This window comes from Salinimonas chungwhensis DSM 16280 (assembly GCF_000378185.1).
Taxonomy (GTDB): Bacteria; Pseudomonadota; Gammaproteobacteria; order Enterobacterales; family Alteromonadaceae; genus Alteromonas; species Alteromonas chungwhensis.
The window spans coordinates 1-22,849 of the sequence record NZ_KB899389.1 but is presented as its reverse complement, the minus strand read 5'-3'; the positions used below and the strand labels follow the sequence as shown (position 1 = coordinate 22,849).

General features: G+C 46.2%; 20 protein-coding genes, 2 tRNA genes and 1 pseudogene. 12 read left to right on the top strand and 11 right to left on the bottom strand.

From position 1 onward, the window contains the following. The first annotated feature begins 11 nt into the window (after nt 1-11). Together F458_RS0116145 and F458_RS0116140 are read left to right on the top strand one after the other, a co-directional pair. Complete coding sequence (locus F458_RS0116145; RefSeq protein ID WP_018984476.1) at nt 12-404, top strand: BlaI/MecI/CopY family transcriptional regulator; 393 nt, start codon at nt 12-14, stop codon at nt 402-404. Further along, nucleotides 397-1,557 carry a M56 family metallopeptidase gene (locus F458_RS0116140; protein WP_018984475.1) on the top strand — a complete coding sequence of 387 codons (1,161 nt, stop codon included), beginning with the start codon at nt 397-399 and terminating at the stop codon, nt 1,555-1,557. Before F458_RS0116145 ends, F458_RS0116140 begins: the two co-directional genes overlap by 8 nt. 56 nt (nt 1,558-1,613) lie before the next feature. Here the strand turns inward: F458_RS0116140 and F458_RS0116135 are convergent, their stop codons facing one another. The 3 genes from F458_RS0116135 to queE all read right to left on the bottom strand — a co-directional run bounded on the left by F458_RS0116135 (nt 1,614) and on the right by queE (nt 4,991). Continuing rightward, nucleotides 1,614-3,242, bottom strand: a complete 1,629-nt coding sequence (locus F458_RS0116135) for a GAF domain-containing hybrid sensor histidine kinase/response regulator (RefSeq protein ID WP_018984474.1) — start codon at nt 3,240-3,242, stop codon at nt 1,614-1,616. Between the two features lie 177 nt (nt 3,243-3,419). Continuing rightward, nucleotides 3,420-4,313 carry a type 2 periplasmic-binding domain-containing protein gene (locus F458_RS0116130; RefSeq protein WP_018984473.1) on the bottom strand — a complete coding sequence of 298 codons (894 nt, stop codon included), beginning with the start codon at nt 4,311-4,313 and terminating at the stop codon, nt 3,420-3,422. Between the two features lie 27 nt (nt 4,314-4,340). Continuing rightward, the gene (gene queE, locus F458_RS0116125) at nt 4,341-4,991 is read right to left on the bottom strand and encodes a 7-carboxy-7-deazaguanine synthase QueE (RefSeq protein WP_040610682.1); all 651 of its coding nucleotides are present in this window, start codon (nt 4,989-4,991) and stop codon (nt 4,341-4,343) included. A 117-nt stretch (nt 4,992-5,108) separates the two neighbouring features. On the opposite strand from queE, the gene queC reads away from it, so the two are divergent. After that, the gene (queC, locus tag F458_RS0116120) at nt 5,109-5,768 is read left to right on the top strand and encodes a 7-cyano-7-deazaguanine synthase QueC (protein ID WP_018984471.1); all 660 of its coding nucleotides are present in this window, start codon (nt 5,109-5,111) and stop codon (nt 5,766-5,768) included. A gap of 80 nt (nt 5,769-5,848) precedes the next feature. Here the strand turns inward: queC and F458_RS0116115 are convergent, their stop codons facing one another. The 3 genes from F458_RS0116115 to F458_RS0116105 form a co-directional block, all read right to left on the bottom strand. Beyond that, the gene (locus tag F458_RS0116115; RefSeq protein ID WP_018984470.1) at nt 5,849-6,775 is read right to left on the bottom strand and encodes a LysR family transcriptional regulator; all 927 of its coding nucleotides are present in this window, start codon (nt 6,773-6,775) and stop codon (nt 5,849-5,851) included. Nucleotides 6,776-6,946: 171 nt separating this feature from the next. Then, nucleotides 6,947-8,962: an excinuclease ABC subunit UvrB gene (gene uvrB / locus F458_RS0116110; protein WP_018984469.1), complete on the bottom strand. Its 2,016-nt coding sequence runs from the start codon at nt 8,960-8,962 to the stop codon at nt 6,947-6,949. Next, nucleotides 8,959-10,266, bottom strand: coding sequence for an MATE family efflux transporter (locus F458_RS0116105; protein ID WP_018984468.1), 1,308 nt, complete (start codon nt 10,264-10,266; stop codon nt 8,959-8,961). Before F458_RS0116105 ends, uvrB begins: the two co-directional genes overlap by 4 nt. A gap of 1,089 nt (nt 10,267-11,355) precedes the next feature. Here F458_RS0116105 and F458_RS0116100 point away from each other — a divergent pair. From F458_RS0116100 to nth, 9 genes are all read left to right on the top strand, one after another. Further along, nucleotides 11,356-11,432: transfer RNA gene (locus F458_RS0116100), tRNA-Asn, on the top strand. A gap of 26 nt (nt 11,433-11,458) precedes the next feature. Further along, nucleotides 11,459-11,535: transfer RNA gene (locus tag F458_RS0116095), tRNA-Asn, on the top strand. 240 nt (nt 11,536-11,775) lie between these two features. Then, a complete protein-coding gene (gene rsxA / locus F458_RS0116090; RefSeq protein ID WP_018984467.1) occupies nt 11,776-12,357 on the top strand; it encodes an electron transport complex subunit RsxA in 582 nt (193 codons plus the stop codon). Next, entirely contained in the window at nt 12,357-12,926 is a 570-nt protein-coding gene (gene rsxB, locus F458_RS0116085) for an electron transport complex subunit RsxB (protein WP_018984466.1), read from the top strand. Before rsxA ends, rsxB begins: the two co-directional genes overlap by 1 nt. After that, nucleotides 12,926-14,917 carry an electron transport complex subunit RsxC gene (gene rsxC, locus F458_RS19775; protein WP_018984465.1) on the top strand — a complete coding sequence of 664 codons (1,992 nt, stop codon included), beginning with the start codon at nt 12,926-12,928 and terminating at the stop codon, nt 14,915-14,917. The genes rsxB and rsxC overlap by 1 nt, the downstream gene beginning before the upstream one ends. A 92-nt stretch (nt 14,918-15,009) precedes the next feature. Beyond that, a complete protein-coding gene (rsxD, locus tag F458_RS0116075; protein WP_018984464.1) occupies nt 15,010-16,095 on the top strand; it encodes an electron transport complex subunit RsxD in 1,086 nt (361 codons plus the stop codon). Between the two features lie 6 nt (nt 16,096-16,101). Then, a complete protein-coding gene (gene rsxG / locus F458_RS0116070) occupies nt 16,102-16,734 on the top strand; it encodes an electron transport complex subunit RsxG (protein WP_018984463.1) in 633 nt (210 codons plus the stop codon). Nucleotides 16,735-16,745: 11 nt separating this feature from the next. Beyond that, a complete protein-coding gene (locus tag F458_RS0116065; RefSeq protein WP_018984462.1) occupies nt 16,746-17,438 on the top strand; it encodes an electron transport complex subunit E in 693 nt (230 codons plus the stop codon). Nucleotides 17,439-17,447: 9 nt separating this feature from the next. Continuing rightward, a complete protein-coding gene (gene nth, locus F458_RS0116060) occupies nt 17,448-18,080 on the top strand; it encodes an endonuclease III (protein ID WP_018984461.1) in 633 nt (210 codons plus the stop codon). Between the two features lie 168 nt (nt 18,081-18,248). Here the strand turns inward: nth and F458_RS19770 are convergent, their stop codons facing one another. The 5 genes and pseudogenes from F458_RS19770 to F458_RS20945 all read right to left on the bottom strand — a co-directional run. Beyond that, nucleotides 18,249-18,998, bottom strand: coding sequence for a hypothetical protein (locus F458_RS19770; RefSeq protein WP_018984460.1), 750 nt, complete (start codon nt 18,996-18,998; stop codon nt 18,249-18,251). Nucleotides 18,999-19,115: 117 nt separating this feature from the next. Continuing rightward, nucleotides 19,116-20,263, bottom strand: a protein-coding gene (locus tag F458_RS0116050) for an IS3 family transposase (RefSeq protein ID WP_156824278.1) whose coding sequence is annotated in 2 segments (ribosomal slippage) — nt 19,116-20,026 and nt 20,026-20,263 — 1,149 coding nt in all. Because the reading frame shifts where the segments join, the coding sequence is not laid out codon by codon here. A gap of 270 nt (nt 20,264-20,533) precedes the next feature. Continuing rightward, nucleotides 20,534-21,256, bottom strand: a complete 723-nt coding sequence (locus tag F458_RS19765) for an AbiV family abortive infection protein (protein WP_018984457.1) — start codon at nt 21,254-21,256, stop codon at nt 20,534-20,536. Nucleotides 21,257-21,370: 114 nt separating this feature from the next. Continuing rightward, complete coding sequence (locus F458_RS0116035) at nt 21,371-22,288, bottom strand: hypothetical protein (protein WP_018984456.1); 918 nt, start codon at nt 22,286-22,288, stop codon at nt 21,371-21,373. A gap of 338 nt (nt 22,289-22,626) precedes the next feature. Next, nucleotides 22,627-22,849 (bottom strand): annotated as a pseudogene (locus tag F458_RS20945) (IS110 family transposase); the annotation flags it as partial.

Here is a 22,849-nt window from a genome sequence, read left to right as displayed (position 1 = left end):
GAGAGTATTGCATGGCAATGTCCGACGCGAAACCTGAGATCACCACTACAGAATTCGATGTGCTTGATGTCATTTGGGATGACTACCCGGTAACTTCCAGTGAAGTGGTAAAACGTTTAAACAAACGCAAAAGCTGGCACGATAAAACGGTAAAAACACTGCTCAGTAGATTAGTTAAAAAGCAAGTTCTGGGCTTTGAAAAGCAACAGCGCCAGTATCTTTATCATCCACTAGTTGGTCGTGATGAATACGCCAGAAAAGAGACAAGTAACTTTGTCACCCGGCTTTTTAAAGGCAAAGTTGCTCCGCTGGTTGCAGGCTTTGCCAACGAAGGCTCTCTATCCAAAGAAGATGTAAATGAGCTAAAGGCGCTAATTGAAAAATGGGAAAACGATAATGATTGAGTGGATTGTGAATCAGCAAGCCGCGCTATCTATCGCACTGGTTTTTCTGATTCTCCTTGAGCGTATGTTCTGTGTCCGGGTAGGTATCGGGCTTATGTACCGATTGTGGCTTCTGGTGCCATTGGTGTTGATAGTTAACAATCTTCCTTTAGAAGACGCTGTAGTTGTTACTAACAGCTATGCCCGCTATGTGGTCAACGTCACGCCATCACTAGCCAAGGAGGATGTTAACAGTTTATTTATTGCCTGGATTTCAGGCATAATTGTGCTTTCCTTATACACCGGCTACCACTCCCTTAAGCTTCTTCGCTCTTTGCGTAAATCAGCTTGTTTTGGTCGACCCGTTTATGTCTCAGAAGTCGTCTCTACACCACTGTTGTTTGGACTAATTTTACCGAAAATAGTTGTCCCTACAGATTTTGATAGCATATTTGAGCCGACTCAGCAGCGCCTTATACTTGAACATGAAAACACACATTATAAACACGGCGATCATATCTGGAACGCGCTGGCACTCCTACTGCTTATTCTATGCTGGTTTAACCCTTTTATCTGGCTTGGTGTGCGCTCTTTTCGCACTAGTCAGGAACTGGCCTGCGACAATAACGTTTTACGCCAGAAAACATTTACTGAAAGAAAACTTTATGCAAAAGCACTTGTGCAGTGTGCTGAGCATACGTCAGTCCACCTGACTTCATACCCCACCCTTGGAGGAAAAAGCACAATGCTCAAACGTTTAAACTTTATAACCAAACCTACCAAAGTAAGTAAAACCCTGGCTGTTACATCCTCGCTACTTGCTCTGGCGTTGAGTGCCAATACCGTCCTGGCTAAGTTGCCGCAGCAAACAGTGAATATGCAGAAAGTTAATGAGGCGATGCCGGTTAAACGGGTTGACCCGGTTTACCCGGCAGAAGCGGTTGAAAATAATCAGGAAGGTTCCGTAACATTGCAGTTTGATATCAACGAAGATGGCGCTACGGATAATATTACAATCGTCGAGTCGAAACCCGCGAACATATTTAATGACAGCGCAAAAACTGCACTTGCTCAGTGGCAATATAAGCCTCGCATTCAGGGTGGAAAAGCGCAACGACAAACCGACTTGCTCGTCCAGCTGGATTTTAAACTAAGTCCGCCTGCCCAAAATTAAGGTACCTTATCGTCAACGATCTGAGGGCTTTTTTCGGCCCTCAGATTAGCTGGTCATCAATGCGCCGGGATAACGTTAACCAATACATCAATCAGCGTTGTTATCTCAATGGGTTTGGTGACAAAGCCCTGTACTCCCCGACTTGCCAGCTTGCTTTCTCCGGTATCAAGGACTGTTGCTGAAAGTACGACTACTGGCGTTTGGGTATCATGTAGCCGGATTTGCTCAACCGCTTCCCAGCCATCAATACCGGGTAGGTTCAAGTCCATAAATATCAAATCATAGTGTGTGTGTTTGGTCTGACGAACCGCTTGCTCACCGCTTTCCACTATATCTATAGTCAGTTCAAGCGACTCAAATACTGCTTTCGCCACTTCCTGATTGATAAGATTATCTTCTACCACCAGAATATGTGCCTGGGTGTTGTAGCTGCCAGCGTTTTCAGCCTGAGTCACCGGCGCCTGTTCGTGCATGGTGTTCTCCACCATTGGCTTCAGGGGCAATGAAACAGTAACTGTTGTCCCCTTTTGAGGTTCACTGTCCAGCTCAATAGTGCCTTCCATTAGCTCCACCAGCGCCTTTGTAATTGCCAGCCCCAATCCGCTACCCTCTATTTCTTTCTGGCGACCTACCTGAGTAAATTTGTCGAACAACACATCCATGTCCTGCTTTGCAATACCCACTCCGCCATCAGCGACGGTGAGAACCAGATAGCCTTCTGCGCACGAGACTGTTAAACGCACCCACTGGTGCTGTGAAGTAAACTTAATTGCATTACCAAGCAGATTAAAGATTATGCGAGATAGCTTTGACTCATCAGCGTACAAAACTGACGGTAAGTCATCAGACAAATGAAAACTCAGGTCAATGCTCTTGTTCTCAGCCTTTGGCCGCATTACCCCTTCTATAGAGGCAAAAAATGTGGAACTGTCTATAGTTACAGGCGATAACTCCATCTTACCCGCTTCAGCTTTGTTCAGGTCGAGTACAGAATTAACCAGCTCCATCAACCGCTTGCCGCTATAATTAATGTGGTTCATGTACTGCACAAACTTTTCCGGGAGGGGGGTCTCGCTGGCCTCCTCGAGCATTAGTTCGTTTAACGTAATTATTGCGTTCAGTGGTGTACGAAGCTCATGGCTTATCGTCGACAGAAAATCAGTTTTACGCTGACTTACCAGGGCCAGTTGCCGGTTTTTATATCGCAGTTCCAGATGATCAATAACCGCACGCCCCAATATCGCCAGGGTTTCTCGCTGATACTCAGTCAGTGACTTTGGTTTATCGCTGATGGCGCACAGTGTACCAACAGCGTGCCCTTCCGAGCTAATAAGCGGCGCACCGGCATAAAATCGAATATATGGCTCAGAAGTAACCAACGGATTATCAAAAAAGCGCTCGTCTTTTAATGCATCGTTGATCTCGAAAACCTCGTCTTGAAGTATTGCATGACTGCAAAAAGCGATATTTTTGTTAGTTTGCGATGCGTTTAAACCGAATTTGGATTTAAACCATTGCCGCTTATCATCTATCAGGCTGATAAGGGCGATGGGGGTATCACATATTTGCGAAGCGATACGGGTAAAATCGTCAAACACATCTTCAGCTTCAGTATCAAGAACATCAAGTTGATACAGCGCGTCAAGGCGTTCTTTCTCGTTCTCTGCTTCAGGTGCTGGGCGCATCTATTTTTACTACCAAATGAAAGAGTTAATCAGCAAAATACAACGTGATTAAACACGTTGCCCTCAATATAGCTGATTCACACTGTTCTGCCAGATTTTCACTGAAATTACGGCGGATACGCGATAATTCGTCATATCAGCTAAGCGTCAAAACGCGACGTAGCAATTGGTGATTGCCTAGTTGTTTACGCTGGTTCCGCTCGGTTTATGCCATAATGCGCTTTCATCTAAAGGTGTAGCGTCGGGTAGCGCAGGATTATTCAATATAAAGATTTTTCGGTTATCAAGGTCCAGTTGCTTGAACGTTTCCTGATACGAGGAGTCGAACAGCGCGTCAAAAGAGCCGTCTTCTATTGCACGCTCAAGGCCGGTTCTGATTAATCGGGCCAGTGTCGGATTCCCCCGATTTACAAAAAAATACATAGCTGTTGGATAGTAGAGCGCCAAATGTTTCTCGAGCACGATGTCTGCTGGCAATCCGCCACTTTCCAGTTCGCTGATAACCTCAATGACCGAGCGCGGAAAGAAACTCGCCTGTTGTGACTGAAGGATCTCAATAGCGTCTAAGTAGTCTGGAACGGTAAATACATTAAACCCGTTTGCCTGCAGTATTTTTGTATCTGGCCATTCTTCACCCTGTACCGGGGTTTGCGCGCGCAAGCCTGATTTTGACGTTATCTGACCAAAATTATCGACCTGACCTTTGGTACTTAAGAAAACACGCCAGCCTATCAGGCCTTTTGCAATGGGAATACGGATGGGCAATAAATCTTTTTCCCGCTGAACATCAGTCATGCTCCATACCACGTTAACTTCCCTGTTTTCCTTTAAGCGGCGCAATGCTTTACCCTGCAACAAAATTCGCTCAGAGGGCAATAACGAATATTTAACCCCTGTTTTCTCCAACGCCAGCGTGAGTAGCGCGACGGGATACTCTGTGCGCATGTCATTTTCGCTGATTGGACGCGGGTACGTGATGGACCACAAGGCAGCGTGAACCTGACCGGCCATTAGCAGCCATAATGGCAACAGTATCCGAAAAAAATATTTTAACGACTGACCAAAATCCATACGTAAGCTCCTGTTAAGCGATTAAGGCTATTCGATGCCGATATACTTGTGGGTTTGCAACGACAATCGCCAGTTTCGCTCGATACAGGTTTTTATTGCAAGGTCTGTTGCACGCTGCTGCTGGCTGATGGGCTGCAAACAAATCTGGCCGGAAAACGCCCCGTCAAGGCGCTCCAGAAGGACATCAAGTTCCTCAATATGCTTTTGCATGGCAACCGGATGTTTAATTTCATCGGCGCGCTTAAGCGCGCTGGTAAGCACTGGCAATCCACCTTTCATATCCACCTTAGGCGATACCGTTACCCAGGTTTCCGGAACGCACTTTATCTCGTAGGTGCCACTGGTTTCTATTTGTGTAGAGTAACCATTTTCATGCAGTAAGCGGGTAAACGCTGTCAGGTCATACATACAGGGCTCACCGCCAGTAATAACCACATGCCTGGCCTGATATCCATACGTGTCGAACATCGCCAGAACGCTGGCGCCGGCTGTGTTAAAAAATGCTTCACTTTCCCGGGTTTTAGTCATGACAGTTTCCGCTGTGGTCAGAAATGCGTCATCCAGTGTCCAGGTATGTTTTGTATCACACCACGGGCAGCCCACAGGACAGCCTTGCAAGCGAATGAAAATGGAAGGAACGCCAGTATGAAAGCCTTCCCCCTGGATTGTTTCAAACATTTCGTTGATACTAAGTTCTTGCGCGCTCAATGTGATCCCCTGACAGCGTGTTATCTTGCAATTTTATCAAGTTTCGTGAAAAGTTGCGGTCATTATTTACAGAACTGGTAAAGACTCATGTCTGAAAGTGTTGTTGTTATCTATTCCGGTGGCATGGATTCCTACACCGTACTGAATAAAGCATTACGTGAAGGTAAAACTCCCTATGCATTGTCTTTTGATTATGGACAACGGCATAAAAAGGAGCTCGATTATGCCGAAAAAGTGTGCAAGCGTCTCAGTATTGCGCACAAAATCGTTGATATATCGAGTATTAATTCGTTAGTGGGCGGGTCTGCACTAACCAGTGATATCGCGGTGCCGGAAGGCCATTACGAAGAACCATCCATGCAAACTACGGTGGTTCCCAACAGAAATATGATTCTGTTGTCTCTTGCTATTGGCTATGCTGTATCACTGGATGCCACCAAAGTTTACTATGGCGCACATTCTGGTGATCATGCTATCTATCCTGATTGCCGCCCCGAGTTTGTGCAAAAAATGAATGACGTTTCGCAAATAGCCAATTATAGTCCGGTAGAGATCGTGACCCCCTATCTACTAGAGAGTAAAACCGCCATTTTAGCAGATGGTTTATTTATGGGACTGGATTATAGTGAAACCTGGACCTGTTATAACGGCCGTGAAAAAGCATGCGGTAAATGTGGCGCCTGCCAGGAACGGCTTGAGGCTTTCGCGCTCAATAATGCTACCGACCCGCTGTATTATGAATCCTGACCACAATTAATAACTACTGCCGGTACCTTTATTTACAATAAATGGTACCGGCAGCGTATTATGTAAACTGCTAGCGTTATTTACTTTTGACTTTCAGAAATAAAGTAACTTAATTCTTTGATGCAGTGACGTAAAACCGGATTGAGGCGGGTATTTTTCCCGTTCATCACAAATAACTCATGCTCAAAGTTAAACATGCTGCCCTGAGCGATTGGCACCAGGCCCAGGCTCGCGCCCTGCTCTTTGGCAATAAAGTCAGGCAACAAGGCTACATACTCGCCGGTCATAATAGCTGACATTGCAGCATCATAAGAGTCCGAGAAAGTCTGAATCGCCAACCTGCGGTCATCTTCTATATAGTTGCCCGATGACAGACCAGACAAACCAATAGCGGGGTAATCCTCAATACGGACATCATCTGGTAATGGCGTATCCCGATACTTTGCTAATGGGTGACCGGGCGAACAATACAACCTACCCTTGCATTTGATACCGATCGGATGAAACGTTACCGATTCCGGTTTGACCATATCATAAGTTGAAATCACCAGATGGCACTCACCCGATAAAGCCACATGCTCGACTTCGTTGTACAGGCGTGTCTGAATATTGACATGAATATCGTCAAATTTTTTCATGGTGCTCTTCACAGCTTTACTTACCGCCAGCTGTATAGACAAAGGTAAACCAGCCATCAACACTAAAGTAATGTGGCCAGAGTAATCGTCATGAAGTGATTTAAGATTGAAAACAAAGTTATCAAAGGCATTGAATATGCGTTTAGTTTCCTGAAAAACCACCTCGCCTTCCTTCGTCATTTGAAAACCACCACGGCCTCGATGACAAAGTACCAAATCTAATCGTTCTTCCAGTTTCTTTATGGCAGCACTGATATTCGGACGCTGCATACGAAGCACCGGCTCTGCGGCAGTAAATCCGTTACAACTGGCCACTGCATAAAAGACCCGTAAAAGCTTTATATCTGACTCTTGAAGTCGATTTAACATGGAGTCACCATTTTTTATAGGTATAGTTATAGATACTCAAGAATCTATCATAGGCAACACTTAACGGGATTACAACGGGATTTTTTAAGTTTATTGAACTGGCTACAAAAAGGTGAATAGTAAGCAAGCCTGACAAGGGTATTTTTAGTAATACACTTATCAGGCGTTAACTCAGGAAACAGATACCACCTGATTGCGTAACTGTTCGATATCGTCCCGTAACGAGGCCGCTTTTTCAAAATCGAGCTCTCTGGCATGTTCGAACATCTGTTTTTCCAGTTCAGTGATTCTGGCCATTAACTCAGTGGCACTGGCTGCATGAGCGCCTTTCTTTTTCTCACTGACTTTGCGTAATTTGACCTTACCGGTTTCTCCGCCGCTACTTTCCCCAATATCCATAATGTCAGTAATTGGCTTATTGAGGCGCTGAGGAGTAAGGCCATGCTTTTTATTGTATTCTTCCTGTTTTTCCCGTCGCCGGTTTGTTTCATCAATCGCTTTTTGCATAGATTTGGTCACCGTATCACCATACAAAATCGCTCTGCCATTGATGTGCCGTGCTGCCCGGCCGATGGTCTGGATAAGTGACCGCTCTGCACGCAGAAAGCCTTCCTTATCCGCATCCAGAATTGCTACCAGAGAAACCTCCGGCATATCCAACCCTTCCCGCAATAGGTTAATGCCGACCAGTACAACGAATTTACCTAATCTGAGGTCACGGATTATTTCCATCCGTTCTACCGTATCAATGTCGGAATGCAGGTATCTGACTTTAACGCCGTGCTCGTTGAGGTATTCGCTTAGATCCTCTGCCATACGTTTGGTGAGCGTGGTAATCAATACTCGCTCGTCTACCTCAACCCGCTTATGAATTTCTGATAAAACATCATCGACCTGAGTCGCTACCGGTCGAACTTCAATTTGGGGGTCCAGTAAGCCAGTGGGACGTACTACCTGCTCAACAATATCGTCGTTGCATTTCTCCAGCTCATACTTACCCGGTGTGGCGGATACATAAACTGTTTGCGGACAAATTTGCTCGAACTCATCAAATTTCAGCGGCCGGTTGTCGAGCGCAGAGGGCAACCGAAAGCCGTATTCAACCAAGGTTTCCTTGCGTGAGCGGTCGCCTTTGTACATCGCGCCAACCTGAGATACGGTAACGTGAGACTCATCAATAAACATCAGGCCATCGGCGGGAAAGTAGTCCAGTAGCGTAGGCGGTGGTTCGCCCGGGGCCCGACCAGACAAATACCGTGAGTAATTTTCGATGCCAGAGCAATACCCCAGTTCTAGCATCATTTCGATATCGAACTGGGTACGCTGAGAGATGCGCTGTTCTTCCAGTAGCTTGTTAACGGATTTAAGCTGCTCTTTACGGTCTTTCAGCTCTTCTTTAATTCTTTCGATGGCATCCAGAATTTTCTCTCGCGGTGTGACATAGTGGGTCTTGGGAAACACTGTTGCTCTGACAACACTTTTTTCCACCGCGCCTGTGAGCGGATCAAACAGGCTGATCTTGTCAATTTCCTCATCAAAAAGTTCAACGCGCACAGCCTGCTTCTCAGAGTCTGCCGGAAAAATATCAATTACATCTCCGCGCACCCGAAAGTTACCGCGCTCAAACGCGAGATCGTTTCGGCTATATTGCAGTTCGGCAAGCCGACGCAAGATATCCCGCTGATCCATGGTGTCACCCTGACGCAGATGTAACAGCATTTTCATGTAAGATTCGGGATCGCCCAAACCATAGATTGCAGATACACTCGCCACAATAACAACATCGCGGCGCTCCATCAGCGCTTTGGTAGCTGACAGCCGCATCTGTTCGATATGGTCATTTATTGACGAATCTTTTTCAATAAAGGTATCGGTGCTGGGCACATATGCTTCGGGCTGATAGTAATCGTAATAAGAAACAAAGTATTCCACCGCATTGTTGGGGAAAAACTCTTTCATCTCACCATATAACTGGGCCGCCAGCGTTTTATTGTGAGCGAGAATCAGCGTTGGTCGCTGGACAGATTTTATAACATTCGCCATGGTGAATGTTTTTCCGGAACCTGTTACCCCCAATAGCGTTTGTGCTGCAAGCCCGCTGTCGAGCCCGTCGATCAAAGCGTCAATTGCTTTGGGCTGATCACCGGCTGGCTGGTATTTGGATACAAGTTCAAACCCTCGACTCATAACGTCACTTTTTCCTCACTTTCGGCTGCCTCAGCTCGTCGGCTGAGCAGCGCGCGTTTAAACGAAATAAAAGAAATTAAGGCCATGATGATATTGGCCACAACATTTCCCCAGAACAATCCGGGAATATCGAACAACAAACTTCCCACATACGACACTGGTACGAAAAATACAAACAGACGGATGATACTTAAAACAAGGGCCGTCATAGGCATGTGCATAGCATTGAATGACGAGTTGGTAAGGATTATGACACCCTGCATCCCGTATCCTAATGGAACAATTGCCAAAAATAGCGTAATAAGCTGGGCAACTTCCTGCTCGTTAGCAAAAATAGCGGCAATCCAGTCAGACAGCAGCCATAACACGACGTAGACGATAAGCTGCCAGCCCAAAATAAATTTTAAGGTTAGTTTATAGGCAGCCTCTACCCGCTCATGTAAATCGGCCCCTACGTTTTGACTGATGAGCGGCGGCAAGGTCATCGACAACGCCAGAATAATGATGCTGGCAATGGATTCCAGCCGGTTACCGACGCCCCAGGCAGCTACCGCTTCTGCGCCATAGTTTGCCACCAGCGCAGTCATTACTGCGCCAGCGATAGGTGTGAGCATATTGGCGCCCGCTGCCGGTAAACCAATTTTTAAAACATCACGGGCACTTTCTTTAAACTCTGCAATATTGAGCAGCCGCGGTACCATCAAGCCACGACGGATCGCCAAAAACCATACAATCCAGATCGCTCCGATCAGCCAGGCGAAAAATGTTGCCATTGCCGCGCCCTGAATGCCCATCGCCGGAACGGGGCCAAAGCCAAAAATAAAAATAGGGTCGAGACCGGCGTTTAACGCCCCGCCGCACGCCATTATTATACTTGGCGTGCGGGTGTCGCCGCAGGCGCGAAGTACGCTATTGCCCACCATAGGTAAGCTTAAAAATACACTGGAAAGATACCACACGCCCATATAGTCGCGGATATATGGCATCAGATTATCGCTGGCATTGAGCAAACTGAAAATCGGGTCAATTAAAAAATAACCCAGCGTCGCCATTGAACTGACCAGGATCACAGAGAGCATCAACGACCCTGTTGCATGCAATTTAGCATCGTTGTTAGCACCTGCGCCCAACAACTTTCCAATGATGGCGGAGGTACCAATACCCAGACCAATATTAAGGCTTATCACGGTAAACGTGACTGGAAAGGTAAAACTAATCGCGGCTAACTGGTCAGTGCCCAGCAAACTGACAAAAAATGTATCTACCAGGCCAAAGCTCATCATCATGACCATGCCCAGGATCATTGGGATAGTCATCCGTCTAAGTGTTTCTCCGACCGGACCTTCGGTTAAATTTTCATTTCGTGTTCGGGTAATTCTGCGCACAATGGTCCCAGGTGTTATTTCAGCCGCCTATTACACAGTAGTCAGCAGTGTATTGAAACCCCAATTCAGTGAGAGCACAAATTTTACCTACCATGTGCATGACCCCCGCTGCATGGTGAGCGCAATAAATAATGTAAAGTCAGAATCAGAAGAACATTGGTTTATTGAAACATTGAGATGCAAATCACTGAAATCAACAAAAAACAAGTTTTTCACTACGCTGATTAAACGGCTATTGTCATGGTTGAGACTGACAATCCGTCGTTCTTTTAAAGAAGCACCGTTAAGATATTGTCAAAACTTCCGCTAACCCTATGATTTGTCGCGATGATGTAAATTATGGGCGTACGCTCAAAACGCTATAGCACTGAAATATTCACAATTATATGGCTGAGCGCCGATTTAACACACAAGCAAAATCTTGTCTAACGGATCGTTGCCTGATCCGAACACCGATCACTCTAAAAAACACTAAGCTACTGAAAATATAACAATTTATCAATAAGACCATTATTTAACCACAGGCCTGCGTGCAAGTGGATCTGTGCGTAACGCAACGTTTAATGCCTCTATCAACATAGTTATCCACAGTTTTAGTGGATAACTGATTGAAGCCCAGCAAGGACGGGGTATTTTGCTAATGCCCTGAACGATCGTGTAAGTAAAGACTAACCTTTTAACTACTACACTTTGGTTACAGTTTTGCGACAAGCTGTATATTTTAACAGTATAAAAGGATTATTTAATAGTATTTTCTACACGCGCCCTTTATTTTAGTTATAAGAGGAGAATACAGTTTATGTCTGTGATTCGGCGTATAAAAAACGGTAAAAATAATAACGGGTTAATCCCTGCTGCTCGACGTTAAAATGATTTTGTGCATATTGATGCAAAAATAAGCTAAAAGACCCGAAAATATCACTTTTTGTTCAATCAGAAAAAAATTCACGTAAGTTTGTTGACACCACCGTCGATGGTCTTTAATATTCGCTCCCGTTGAAAAGCAGGTCCCCCTTAGCTCAGTTGGTTAGAGCGACGGACTGTTAATCCGCAGGTCCCCCGTTCGAGTCGGGGAGGGGGAGCCAACTTTTCAGCAAAAAAGAGTATCTGCTCCCCCTTAGCTCAGTTGGTTAGAGCGACGGACTGTTAATCCGCAGGTCCCCCGTTCGAGTCGGGGAGGGGGAGCCAAACTCTTTTATTTTCTTAATTTTCTTCTCGCTTATTTCCAGTTTTTATCGTTACTTCCTCTTTTTCTTACAATTTTCCTGTTCCCATGCATAGCAACTTAAATAACCTTAGTCTTATCAAGTTGTTAATCACGAGACAAACAGGGATAATGGCCATATATCTTGGAGGTTAACCCTCTGTCAGTAATTCTGATGAATTTCGAACGCTTATAGAGCATTGCGTGGAGCATCTGATAGCAACATGACCGATTTTCTTTTGTTACTTGTTGGAACGGTTCTGGTGAATAACTTCGTCCTGGTGAAGTTTCTCGGTCTGTGCCCATTCATGGGTGTTTCCAGCAAATTGGAAACGGCGATTGGTATGTCGATGGCGACGACTTTCGTTCTGACACTTGCTTCTGTTTCAAGTTATCTGGTTGAGACATATATTCTGCAGCCGCTAGGCATTGGGTATCTGCGTACACTGGCTTTTATCCTTGTTATTGCCGTAGTGGTTCAGTTTACTGAAATGGTCGTTCATAAAACCAGCCCTACCCTGTATCGTCTGCTCGGTATCTTTCTGCCGCTTATTACTACTAACTGTGCGGTGCTGGGCGTAGCGCTGTTAAATCTGACCGAACAACATAATTTTATGCAAAGTCTGATTTACGGATTTGGCGCTGCTGTGGGCTTTTCACTGGTGTTGATTCTGTTCGCTGCAATGCGTGAGCGATTAGCCGCTGCAGATGTACCAGCGCCATTTAAGGGCGCGTCTATTGCAATGGTTACAGCCGGATTGATGTCATTAGCATTTATGGGGTTCAGCGGACTGGTGAACGTATAATGAGTTTGACAGTAGCATTAATAGCAATCGGCCTTTTGGCGCTTATATTTGGCCTGGTGCTGGGTTATGCCAGCATTAAATTCAAGGTTGAGGGCGATCCGTTGGTGGATCAGATTGATGAAATCCTGCCCCAGACGCAGTGCGGACAGTGTGGCTATCCGGGATGTCGCCCCTATGCAGAAGCAATTGCCAATGGCGATGAGATTAATAAATGTCCGCCGGGAGGCGAAGCTACTATCAAGCAACTGGCTGATCTGATGGGTGTCGAGGCGAAGCCACTGGATGCTGCGCATGGTGAGGAAGACGAGAAAAAAGTTGCCTTTATCAGAGAAGATGAATGCATTGGCTGTACCAAATGTATTCAGGCGTGCCCGGTGGATGCTATTTTGGGCGCTGCCAAGCATATGCACACCGTGATAACCGATGAGTGTACCGGGTGTGATCTTTGTGTGGACCCCTGCCCCGTGGATTGCATAGATATGGTACCCGTTTCCCCTACAACTACCTCATGGACCTGGGATTTTGATAAAACGCCTAAAGGCGATATTCCCATAAAAATGGTGTCGTAATGTTGTCTGTCAGTTTTGATGAAATTATTGCCAAACTTAATGCGGGAAAACTCTACGACTTCCCGGGTGGCGTGCATCCTGAAGATAAAAAGCTTTTAACAAGTCAGGCTGAGATACAGACCGTCAGTTTACCGGAAAAATTAATTATTCCGATTCGCCAGCATGTCGGTACAGAAGGCCGGCTGGCCATAAGCGTGGGCGATAGGGTTAAAAAGGGGCAGCCGCTTACGCGTAGCTCTCATCCTTTTGCGATTCCTGTGCACGCACCGACCTCTGGCAAGGTGACTGAAATAGGCCCTCATGTAACCGCTCACCCCAGCGGCCTGAATGAACAGGCAATCACGATTATTCCCGATGGTCACGATGAATGGACGTCTCTAACGCCGTTATCTGATTACACAGCACACTCGTCAGAAAAAGTGGTAGAGGCTCTGTGTGATGCTGGCATATCTGGTATGGGAGGCGCGGGCTTCCCCACCCACATCAAAGCCAGCGGGACGAAGAAGATAGAGTTCATGGTGATTAACGGGGTTGAGTGTGAGCCCTATATCACCGCGGATGACCGGCTTATGCGCGAGCACGCCTGGCAGGTTCGTCAGGGCACCGATGTCCTGGCCCACCTGATAAAGCCGCAAGTAATTATTATTGCCATTGAAGATAACAAGCCCGAAGCACTCAAAGCCATGCAGATTGCCTGTCAGGACAGCGCGGATATTCGCGTTGTATCTGTGCCTACCAAATACCCAGCCGGCGGCGAAAAACAACTTATCCAGGTGCTGACCGGACGTGAGGTCCCCCGTGATGGGTTACCAGCTGATATCGGCGTATTGATGTTCAACGTAGGGACCTGCTACGCCATCGCGGATGCGATCTTTCAGGGCAAGCCGCTAGTGGAGCGGGTAGTCACTGTAACCGGCGAAGCGGTAGAGAAGCCCTGCAATGTCTGGGCACTTATCGGCACACCGGTTAATCATTTATTAAAAGAAGCTGGCTACAACCCGACCAAGCAAGCTCAGCCGCAGGTAGTTATGGGCGGGCCGATGATGGGCTTTACCCTCAATGATGCCGATGTTCCGGTAGTAAAGATTACTAACTGCCTGTTAGTCCCGGCCTCCGGGGAACTCATTGATGAAGATAATGAACGTCCGTGCATACGTTGTAGTGCATGTGCCGATGCTTGTCCGGCTTCCTTGTTACCACAGCAGTTATTCTGGCATGCTAAAGCGCATGAGTACGACAAAGCCCAGGAATACAATCTTTTTGATTGTATCGAGTGTGGCGCTTGCGCCTACGTTTGCCCAAGTGAAATCCCTTTAGTTCACTATTACCGGCAGGCAAAATCCAGCATCCGGCAGCAACGTGACGAAAAAGCAAGAGCGGAAAAAGCCCGAGAGCGTTTTGAAGCAAGAAAGGCGCGTCTGGAACGGGAAAAAATTGAGCGTGAAGAAAAGCATCGGCGCGCCAAAGAAGCACGTGAAAATAAAACGCCAGCCGGATCATCCAAAGACAAGGTAGCAGCTGCCTTAGCCCGAGCCAAAGCAAAACGGGCTGGTAAAGAGGAAAACAACACCGAACAGGATCAATCCGCTACACAAACTGATAAACAGGCAAAGGTTGCTGCGGCTGTGGCCAGAGCCAAAGCTAAAAAGGCTGGTGGGCAGCAGTCTGATAGCAAGGACAATCAAGACCGCTCTGATAATGTTGCTGATGAGAAAAAACAGCAGGTGGCGGCGGCTGTAGCCAGAGCCAAAGCAAAAAAAACGCAGCGAGACAGTAAGTCAGCGCCGGATAAAAACAGCGCGGCCTCTGAGGAAAACAGTTCTGCGCAATCAGAAAATAGAGCCACTGACGAAGTCAGCACGCAAAGCGCTGAAGATAGCAAAAAACAGCGGGTGGCGGCGGCTGTAGCCAGAGCCAAAGCAAAAAAAGCACAGCGAGACAGTAAGTCAGCGCCGGATAAAAGTAGCCCGTCAGGAATCGCAAAGCGCTGAAGATAGCAAAAAACAGCGGGTGGCGGCGGCTGTAGCCAGAGCCAAAGCAAAAAAAGCGCAGCGGGATAACCAAAACGAGAACAATAATTAATATGAAACTGACATTATCCAGTTCTCCCCACCAGCGCGTTCAGCGGGACACCGGCCAGGTTATGCGGTTGGTAATTTATGCCATGGCCCCTGCGATGCTAGTGCAAATGTATTTTTTCGGCTGGGGACTGCTCATTCAGTCAATAATTGCTGTAAGCACCGCGCTTATCACTGAGGCAGGCATTTTACGCCTGCGCCAAAAACCAGTGGTCAGGGCATTAAGTGACTATAGCGCTGTTTTAACTGCGCTGTTGCTGGCCGTAAGTATCCCTCCCGGTTTACCATGGTGGATGACGCTCATAGGTACATTTTGCGCCATCGGTATTGTTAAGCAACTGTATGGCGGGTTGGGCTTTAACATGTTTAACCCGGCGATGGTCGCGTACGTAATATTATTAGTATCGTTTCCGGCGGCGATGACGATGTGGCTGCCGCCAGTACAATTCATGGCTGACCCACTTTCCTTTGCTGATACAGTCAGCTTAATATTCACCGGCTATACCCAGGCAGGGCTGGACGTGGCTCAGCTGCGTACTGTAGCAGATGGCATCACAATGGCCACACCGTTAGATGCCGTAAAAACCGGGCTTACCGAGGGGCTGACTTACTCTGAAGCGATTCAGTCGCGTATCTTTAACGGCGGTCTCGCCAATAGCCTTGGGGCCGGATGGTCCTGGGTTGCACTGACCTATCTGGCTGGTGGGCTGTTTTTGTTAAAGACCAAAGTCATCAACTGGCATATTCCGGTAGGTATGATTGGTAGTGTTGTGGTGTGTGCCACTGTTCTACACATCGCCGATATGGATTTTTATGCTTCACCGCTATTTCATATTTTTAATGGCAGCTTGTTGATTGGTGCATTTTTTATCGCTACAGACCCAGTCTCGGCGTCAACCACGAACAAGGGCCGGCTCATCTTTGGTGCTGCTATCGGCTTCTGGCTGGTTATCATTCGCACGTTCGGAGGATATCCTGATGCCGTGGCCTTTGCGGTCATTATTATGAACATGGCTGTGCCACTAATTGATTATTACACCCGGCCGCGAACCTATGGTCACGGCTCTCGCTCAAACAAGCGTGGCAGGTAAACAGGTATGCTCGACACTTTGGCAAAAAACGGTGGTATGCTCGGCGCCTTTGCAGTGGTTACCACTGCCCTGATCAGCCTGACGTACCTTGGGACAGAAGATCGAATTGAACAACAACAGCGCGCGCGGTTAATTACGATTCTCAATGAAGTTGTACCCGCGGCTCTGTATGATAATCAACTGTATGCTGACTGCACCCTAATTTCAGCCGATGCGCTGGGCTCAGATCGCAACCACAGAGTGTATCGTGCGCGCGAGCAGAATCAGCCCGTGGCCCTGGCGCTGCAGACAACAGCGCCCGACGGTTATAGCGGTGATATTGAATTGGTGGTTGGCGTGGACGCTTCTATGACGGTACTGGGCGTCAGAACCCTCGAACATCAGGAGACGCCAGGGCTGGGTGACAAGATAGAACTAGCGGTTAGTGACTGGATCCGTACCTTTAGCGGTAAAACCTATCGCGAGGAGGAAAAACAAGCCTGGCAAGTGAAAAAAGACGGTGGTCAGTTTGATCAGTTCACCGGCGCAACCATCACCCCCCGCGCGGTTGTGGGTGCAGTGCGCCGAACACTTGATTATGTAGCAGATAACCGAACAGTATTATTTGAGCAGCCTGCGAATTGCAGTGAGACGGAGTAACAGGAGAGCAAATGGCTAACTATCAATCCCTTGCCGCCGAAGGCATGTGGAATAATAATCCGGCACTGGTGCAGTTGCTTGGACTGTGTCCGCTGTTAGCTGTCACCGCTACGGTGATTAATGGGTTAGGTCTGGGGCTGGCTACAATGGCCGTGTTGGTGGGCTCAAATATCACCGTATCACTGGTTCGCAATTTTGTACGTAATGAAATCCGTATTCCTGTTTTTGTTATGGTCATCGCCTCCTTCGTCACTATTATTCAGTTACTGATGAACGCCTTCACGTATGAGCTGTATCTGGCGCTGGGCATATTTATCCCGTTAATCGTAACTAACTGCGCGATTATTGGTCGCGCTGAAGCTTTCGCCTCGAAAAATAAAGTGCTACCTGCTGCTTTTGATGGCGTCATGATGGGTGCTGGTTTCACCCTGGTTCTGGTTCTGCTTGGCGGTATGCGCGAAGTGTTAGGCGCAGGCACGTTATTGTCAGGCGCAGATCGCCTGTTCGGGCCGATAGCAAGTAACTGGACACTGACAATTTTCGCTACCGAGCAACCCTTTCTCCTGGCCATTCTTCCACCTGGCGCATTTATTGGTATGGGCTTATTAATCGCCGCTAAAAATGCCATCGATAATCGCCTGACTGCCAGACAAACTAAGCAGAAAAAGCAGGTAACCCGAATCCGGGTCACTGCAGAAAGTTAATTACCCACTATGAATAATGCAAAGCGAAAAGAAATACTGACCCGGTTGCGCGCGGCTAACCCCTCCCCGACCACTGAACTTAATTTTAGCTCGCCCTTTGAGTTATTGGTGGCGGTTACCTTATCAGCGCAGGCGACAGACGTTGGGGTAAATAAGGCCACAGCAAAACTGTTTCCGGTAGCCAATACGCCACAGGCTATTTTCGACCTGGGGCTGGAGGGGTTAAAAGACTATATAAAAACCATTGGTCTTTATAACGCCAAAGCTGAAAATGTACACAAAATGTGTCGTATTTTGCTGGATAAGCATAATGGTGACGTTCCTGAAGACAGAGAGGCGCTGCAGGCTTTACCCGGCGTAGGAAGAAAAACGGCTAATGTGGTCCTTAATACTGCTTTCGGCTGGCCCACCATCGCCGTGGACACCCACATTTTCAGAGTATCCAATCGCACCAAACTGGCGGTAGGGAAAAATGTCGATCAGGTTGAACAAAAGCTACTTAAAGTGGTACCTGCCGAATTTAAAGTCGATGTCCATCACTGGCTTATATTGCATGGCCGCTATACCTGCATCGCCCGTAAACCACGTTGTGGGTCCTGTATCATCGAAGACTTGTGTGAGTTTAAAGATAAAACAGAGTGAGATAGCGGCAGCGTAGCGCTATAGACGATCGTTGGTATAATCCGTCCTGTTAGTCCGCTGTGTGCGAATTGCAGACCTTCACTGCTGCTGGTGCGAAGGTCTGCTGAAGACAAGAAGCGGACGGTCATCTAACGCCTAAAAAACCGGCGGTGAAACCGTCCGGTTGCCTTATTTGTTAACTTTACTTTGCACATAACTGTCGACTTGCTTTTGCAATTGCTCTTTACTGGTATTCATACTTTTATCAAACTTAAAGAAATCGTCCATATTGCTGCTCGTCACTCCAGTTGAATAGCTCCACGGAGTTGCAAAGTCGTCATCTTCCAGCGGACGAGTGAATTTACAAGTGTCAGCTTCAATTCCATTCGATATTTTCATGGCAGAAGTAACATTATTGATAGACATTGAGGCCAACTGTAGCAGTAAAGCAGTCTTTTCGACGCTCCAATTTAGCGAATGACGTTTTGATCGATAACTGCGTTCATCTCTATTAGGGCCTATTTTCTCCAGTTTTATGATTGTAGTTCCATGTTTGGAATGTCCGAGACATTTCATTTCATTTTGTGGTGGTGTAACCCCATACTCATGTTCAAGGCCAATAGCTAGGGAGAAACCTCCTGATCGAACTCTGAAACCGTGTTTTATACTGTTATATTCATCAATATGCGCATCATTCAAAAATTCACCTGCTAATTTTCCCCATAGTTCCGCAAACAAATTAACAGTTCGTTCATTCTTTTCTGTATTTGGAAGGTAGCCGGCAAAAACACTTCTAGAGATTTCGCTCCATGCCACGTTGCCGATATTCAGCTTTGTGAACAATGAATTTCTATGACTGCTCACATCAGCGACAAACTTTCTAAGTTGATTATTTGAACACTTTGCAACCCAAGCGTAAGCACAGTCTGGAGCCTGCACATAAGCACCTATTAAAGAGAATAGAGTTTCTAAGGCATGATGAAAAGCCGCTCTTAATGCTATAGCGGCCCTCTTTTCGTCTTCAGCCCCTAAATGGATTGGACTTCCCAGCTTTCACTAGACAGTTATCTGTTTCGTAAACCAAGCATTCTCGAATTGAGCAGGTGAGACACCGTCTGTATGAGAATGTCGTTTTTTGGAATTGTAAAACATCTCGATAAAATTAAATATCTCTGATCTGGCTTCATCACGCGTGTCATATATCTTTTTCTTTGTAACTCGTGTCTTAAACGTAGCAAAGAAGCTTTCCGCTACCGCATTATCGTGACAGTTACCGCGTCGGCTCATCGAGGGTTTGAGGTTGTTTTCCTTCATGAACGCCAGATAATCTGCACTACCGTACTGACTTCCCTGGTCGCTGTGCACCAGAACCTGCTGTTTCGGTCTGCGTTGATAAACCGCCATGAGCAGCGCATTGATAACCAGATGCTTATCAATATTTTTGTCCATTGACCAGCCCACTACACGACGCGAAAACAGATCAATGACGGTGGCCAGATACAAAAAACCTTCGTAGGTTCTTACGTAAGTAATGTCGCTGACCCAGGCTGTGTTTGGCCTGGTGGGAGCGAAAGCACGTTCCAAAACATTATCAGCAATACGTGAGGGCTTGCCGTTCTTAATGTATCGACGCTGGTAACCAATTTGTGCACGAAGCCCGCTTCTACGCATTATCTTCGCTACACGATGAACGCTGCATGATTCTCCGGCTTCCAGTAAGTCACGATGGATCCAGGGGCTGCCGTATGTTGCTCCACTGGCGATATAGAATTCACGTATCAGTTTTAACAGGCGTTCATCTTCAATCGCTCGCGCACTTGAGGGCTGGTTCAGCCAGGCATAGAAACCACTGCGGTGGATTTTTAGAACGCGAGACATCGCAGCGACCGAAAATTCTCGCTGATGGTCACGGATAAAGGCGTACTTCACTCTGGCTGGCTTGCAAAGTACCTTGCGGCCTTTTTTAAAATGTCTCTTTCCTCCGTCACCCGCTTGAGTTCAGCCTCTAGCTGAGCGATACGGACAGAATCATCAGCGGACTTCTTCGGTTCAGATTTTTTATCCAACTGCTTTTGCCAGTTGTACAACGAATTACTTGAAATGCCGAGCCGCTCTGCCACGTCAGCGGCAGAATACCCGCGTTCAGTAATTTGCTTAACGGCCTCGACTTTAAACTCGTGGGTATATCGTTTGCCTTTGCTCATAAACACCTCTTTGTGAAGTTACATTGTAACTGTTAAAAGTGTCTAGCAAAGTCTGGGAAGTCCAGATATCGGCTAAATATGAGAAATACTCTGGATCAATTCCGTTCAAGAAATCTCTATTGCGCTCGCCTACATCCATTTCCCAAATGCAATATGGTTCTTTACTTACTACGAATATTGAGTTTTGCACAAACCCTCCCTAGTAAAGTTAACGCCAGTGCGTACCGGCGCACTTTGGTGCGTCCGCGTGACGCGAATTGTTAGGTATCACTACTCGGCTTCCTCTGGCTTAAACCGTTTCCCTTTGCTCAAGTACTCTCTTTGGTATACGAGTATGGACTCCGAAACATCCTGATTCCCTGCCTCCATTCTTGCGATATGAAACCACCAAAAGTCCTCCGTCTTGAACAGCTGGTTGACCTTTCCATCCTTCATTCCATAAAAATGATCTTCGCTTTGGGACCTTACGGTAGGCGGCTGTGTTTTTTGATGCTCGGTATTTTTGTAGTAGCAATGCTTTGCCAGTTGAACACAGTCATTCGCGGCACGTGGAGAAACTACTCGCACAGGCGTTTGAATCTCGCCCGTGGAATAATTTATATCTGTGTACATTGATGGCTCTCGACCATTCTTCAGCGCAATCATGATGTCCACAAACGTCATAACATCATTTTTTATGTCGCTATGGCTGATCACTGAAGCAAGGAAGGCAGAGCTTATCTTTTTAGAGTGACTTTCAAGAGAGTATCTAATTTTAGCGGTAACGGCAGAGTCGTTCAGATTCCGCCCTTGCGCATCATATGCAATGAATGACTTCCCTGTCTCCTCTATAGCGGCAATGGCAATGAAATATGCCCGTGCTAATTTTCCCTGCTTGAGCAGTAATTCAGCCTCTTCTATGAGATCCTGAGCGTTTTCGAGGCTAGTCCGGCTGTACTCAGTTAAAAGCTTCTCTGAGTAGCGAAAGGAGTTTGGTATTTTTCGAATGCTCATAGACACCTAACTTCCCACTAAGGGGCGATAACACATGGGCTAAAATTAGGAACGAAGTGACGCAGCCCATGTGTTAGCGTCCCAGCGAGCGAAGCGAGAGCCTTGAGTGGTTTGTTATGTCTCGTCTCCATAAGAGAGGTATTCACAATCGATGATATCAAGAAACTGAAGGCGACTTTTTATGTCTTCCACATCATAATATAGTTCATCGATTTCATCTCCTACAAAAGTAACTTTTCTATCATTCAGTAAAGCCTGAATGTAATTAGGTACCATTCCTTCATCTAGTTCTAACGATTCCATTGCTTTTAACAACTCACGGTGTGAACCTTGAAACTTATCACTGATGAGATAGAGTAAAATCTCTTTTCTTTTATAACGTTCATCAATTAAATCTAACCTTTCGCCATAAAAGACTTTTAATGCCTTAGAATCTCCTCGTATTTCTGTGGTGTAGATATTTAGACGATAAGTTTCTCTACTTATAACAGAAAAAAGTTGAGTAGTGATCTTTGACACAACTCTGCCAGTAAATTTTCTGATTTGATCAGTATTTGGGATCAAGTCAAACTCATTTGAATTTAAAAGCTCTGTCTTAAGATGCTTGTCTAAGAAGTTTAGATAGTCTGTTTTCTCTTTCTCAATATTTGGCACGCTTGAAAATGAAAATCGATCATATCTATGAGTTTTATAAAATTTGGAGAGCAAGGCAAGAAACTCTTTGCTCTGTGCCGAAATTTTAACTTCTCTATTCGAAGATATCCTCTCGACAAGTTCAAGAGTGTTGTGTGAAATTAAACTTTTTTCAAATTCTTCGATGTCAGTTGATTCTTCGTGCTCTATAAGGATAATTGCGATCTTAGCAAGCCTTTCAATCCCGACGGCCAGCCCATACAAAACTTCGAATGTATCAACCGAGTGTTGAAATGATTCAAGCTCCTCTAAAGCTCTAATTGAATTGTATATAAATGTACCTGATGTATCGATCTCCCGGTTAAGCGCAAAGTTTTTCCACCATTCCTCTGGCGTCATAAAATTCTCCTTGAGACATAACAATTTAATATAGCGCGATTTGCGCGTTTTTCTGCCAAAGCAGCGCTCACTTTTATACTTTCACAATAAATATCAAACTAACTATCATATTGCTACATAATGGAAAATTGACGATATGTATATAGGGGAAAGGTCACTACATCTGTATACCCATACAAGCACTTAACTCTCAACAATGAAATTACTATGGTCAGCTATGGCACTTCAAGCAGAAGGTTGGTACCAGTCGCGGGAATGTCAGAAATTCGCGCGTTGACGCTATCAAGTAATCAATACGCCAACTTCCGCTTCACGCCCTGAGTCATTCAACAACCTTTTTATGTGCTTAGAAGAGATGAATTTCTCTCTTTTAACGCTTTTAAATATCGGGCTTCATTGTAAGGCGTTTTTGTTTGCCAACATTTGAACAAGATTCTCGCCCATTTAAACGCTAAAGCTCTGACAGCTGCCTGATGAGCTTTGCCTTTTGCTCGTTGTTTTTCGTAATACAATCCAGCCCAGTAGGATTGGTGGACACTTTTAGCGGACCATTCTACAAAC

Excerpts from the sequence above, each read along its gene's own strand:
- F458_RS0116145 (WP_018984476.1), top strand. The coding sequence starts at position 12 with ATGGCAATGTCCGACGCGAAACCTGAGATCACCACTACAGAATTCGAT.
- F458_RS0116140 (WP_018984475.1), top strand. The coding sequence starts at position 397 with ATGATTGAGTGGATTGTGAATCAGCAAGCCGCGCTATCTATCGCACTG.
- F458_RS0116135 (WP_018984474.1), bottom strand. The coding sequence starts at position 3,242 with ATGCGCCCAGCACCTGAAGCAGAGAACGAGAAAGAACGCCTTGACGCG.
- F458_RS0116130 (WP_018984473.1), bottom strand. The coding sequence starts at position 4,313 with ATGGATTTTGGTCAGTCGTTAAAATATTTTTTTCGGATACTGTTGCCA.
- queE (WP_040610682.1), bottom strand. The coding sequence starts at position 4,991 with ATGTTTGAAACAATCCAGGGGGAAGGCTTTCATACTGGCGTTCCTTCC.
- queC (WP_018984471.1), top strand. The coding sequence starts at position 5,109 with ATGTCTGAAAGTGTTGTTGTTATCTATTCCGGTGGCATGGATTCCTAC.
- F458_RS0116115 (WP_018984470.1), bottom strand. The coding sequence starts at position 6,775 with ATGTTAAATCGACTTCAAGAGTCAGATATAAAGCTTTTACGGGTCTTT.
- uvrB (WP_018984469.1), bottom strand. The coding sequence starts at position 8,962 with ATGAGTCGAGGGTTTGAACTTGTATCCAAATACCAGCCAGCCGGTGAT.
- F458_RS0116105 (WP_018984468.1), bottom strand. The coding sequence starts at position 10,266 with ATGATCCTGGGCATGGTCATGATGATGAGCTTTGGCCTGGTAGATACA.
- rsxA (WP_018984467.1), top strand. The coding sequence starts at position 11,776 with ATGACCGATTTTCTTTTGTTACTTGTTGGAACGGTTCTGGTGAATAAC.
- rsxB (WP_018984466.1), top strand. The coding sequence starts at position 12,357 with ATGAGTTTGACAGTAGCATTAATAGCAATCGGCCTTTTGGCGCTTATA.
- rsxC (WP_018984465.1), top strand. The coding sequence starts at position 12,926 with ATGTTGTCTGTCAGTTTTGATGAAATTATTGCCAAACTTAATGCGGGA.
- rsxD (WP_018984464.1), top strand. The coding sequence starts at position 15,010 with ATGAAACTGACATTATCCAGTTCTCCCCACCAGCGCGTTCAGCGGGAC.
- rsxG (WP_018984463.1), top strand. The coding sequence starts at position 16,102 with ATGCTCGACACTTTGGCAAAAAACGGTGGTATGCTCGGCGCCTTTGCA.
- F458_RS0116065 (WP_018984462.1), top strand. The coding sequence starts at position 16,746 with ATGGCTAACTATCAATCCCTTGCCGCCGAAGGCATGTGGAATAATAAT.
- nth (WP_018984461.1), top strand. The coding sequence starts at position 17,448 with ATGAATAATGCAAAGCGAAAAGAAATACTGACCCGGTTGCGCGCGGCT.
- F458_RS19765 (WP_018984457.1), bottom strand. The coding sequence starts at position 21,256 with ATGAGCATTCGAAAAATACCAAACTCCTTTCGCTACTCAGAGAAGCTT.
- F458_RS0116035 (WP_018984456.1), bottom strand. The coding sequence starts at position 22,288 with ATGACGCCAGAGGAATGGTGGAAAAACTTTGCGCTTAACCGGGAGATC.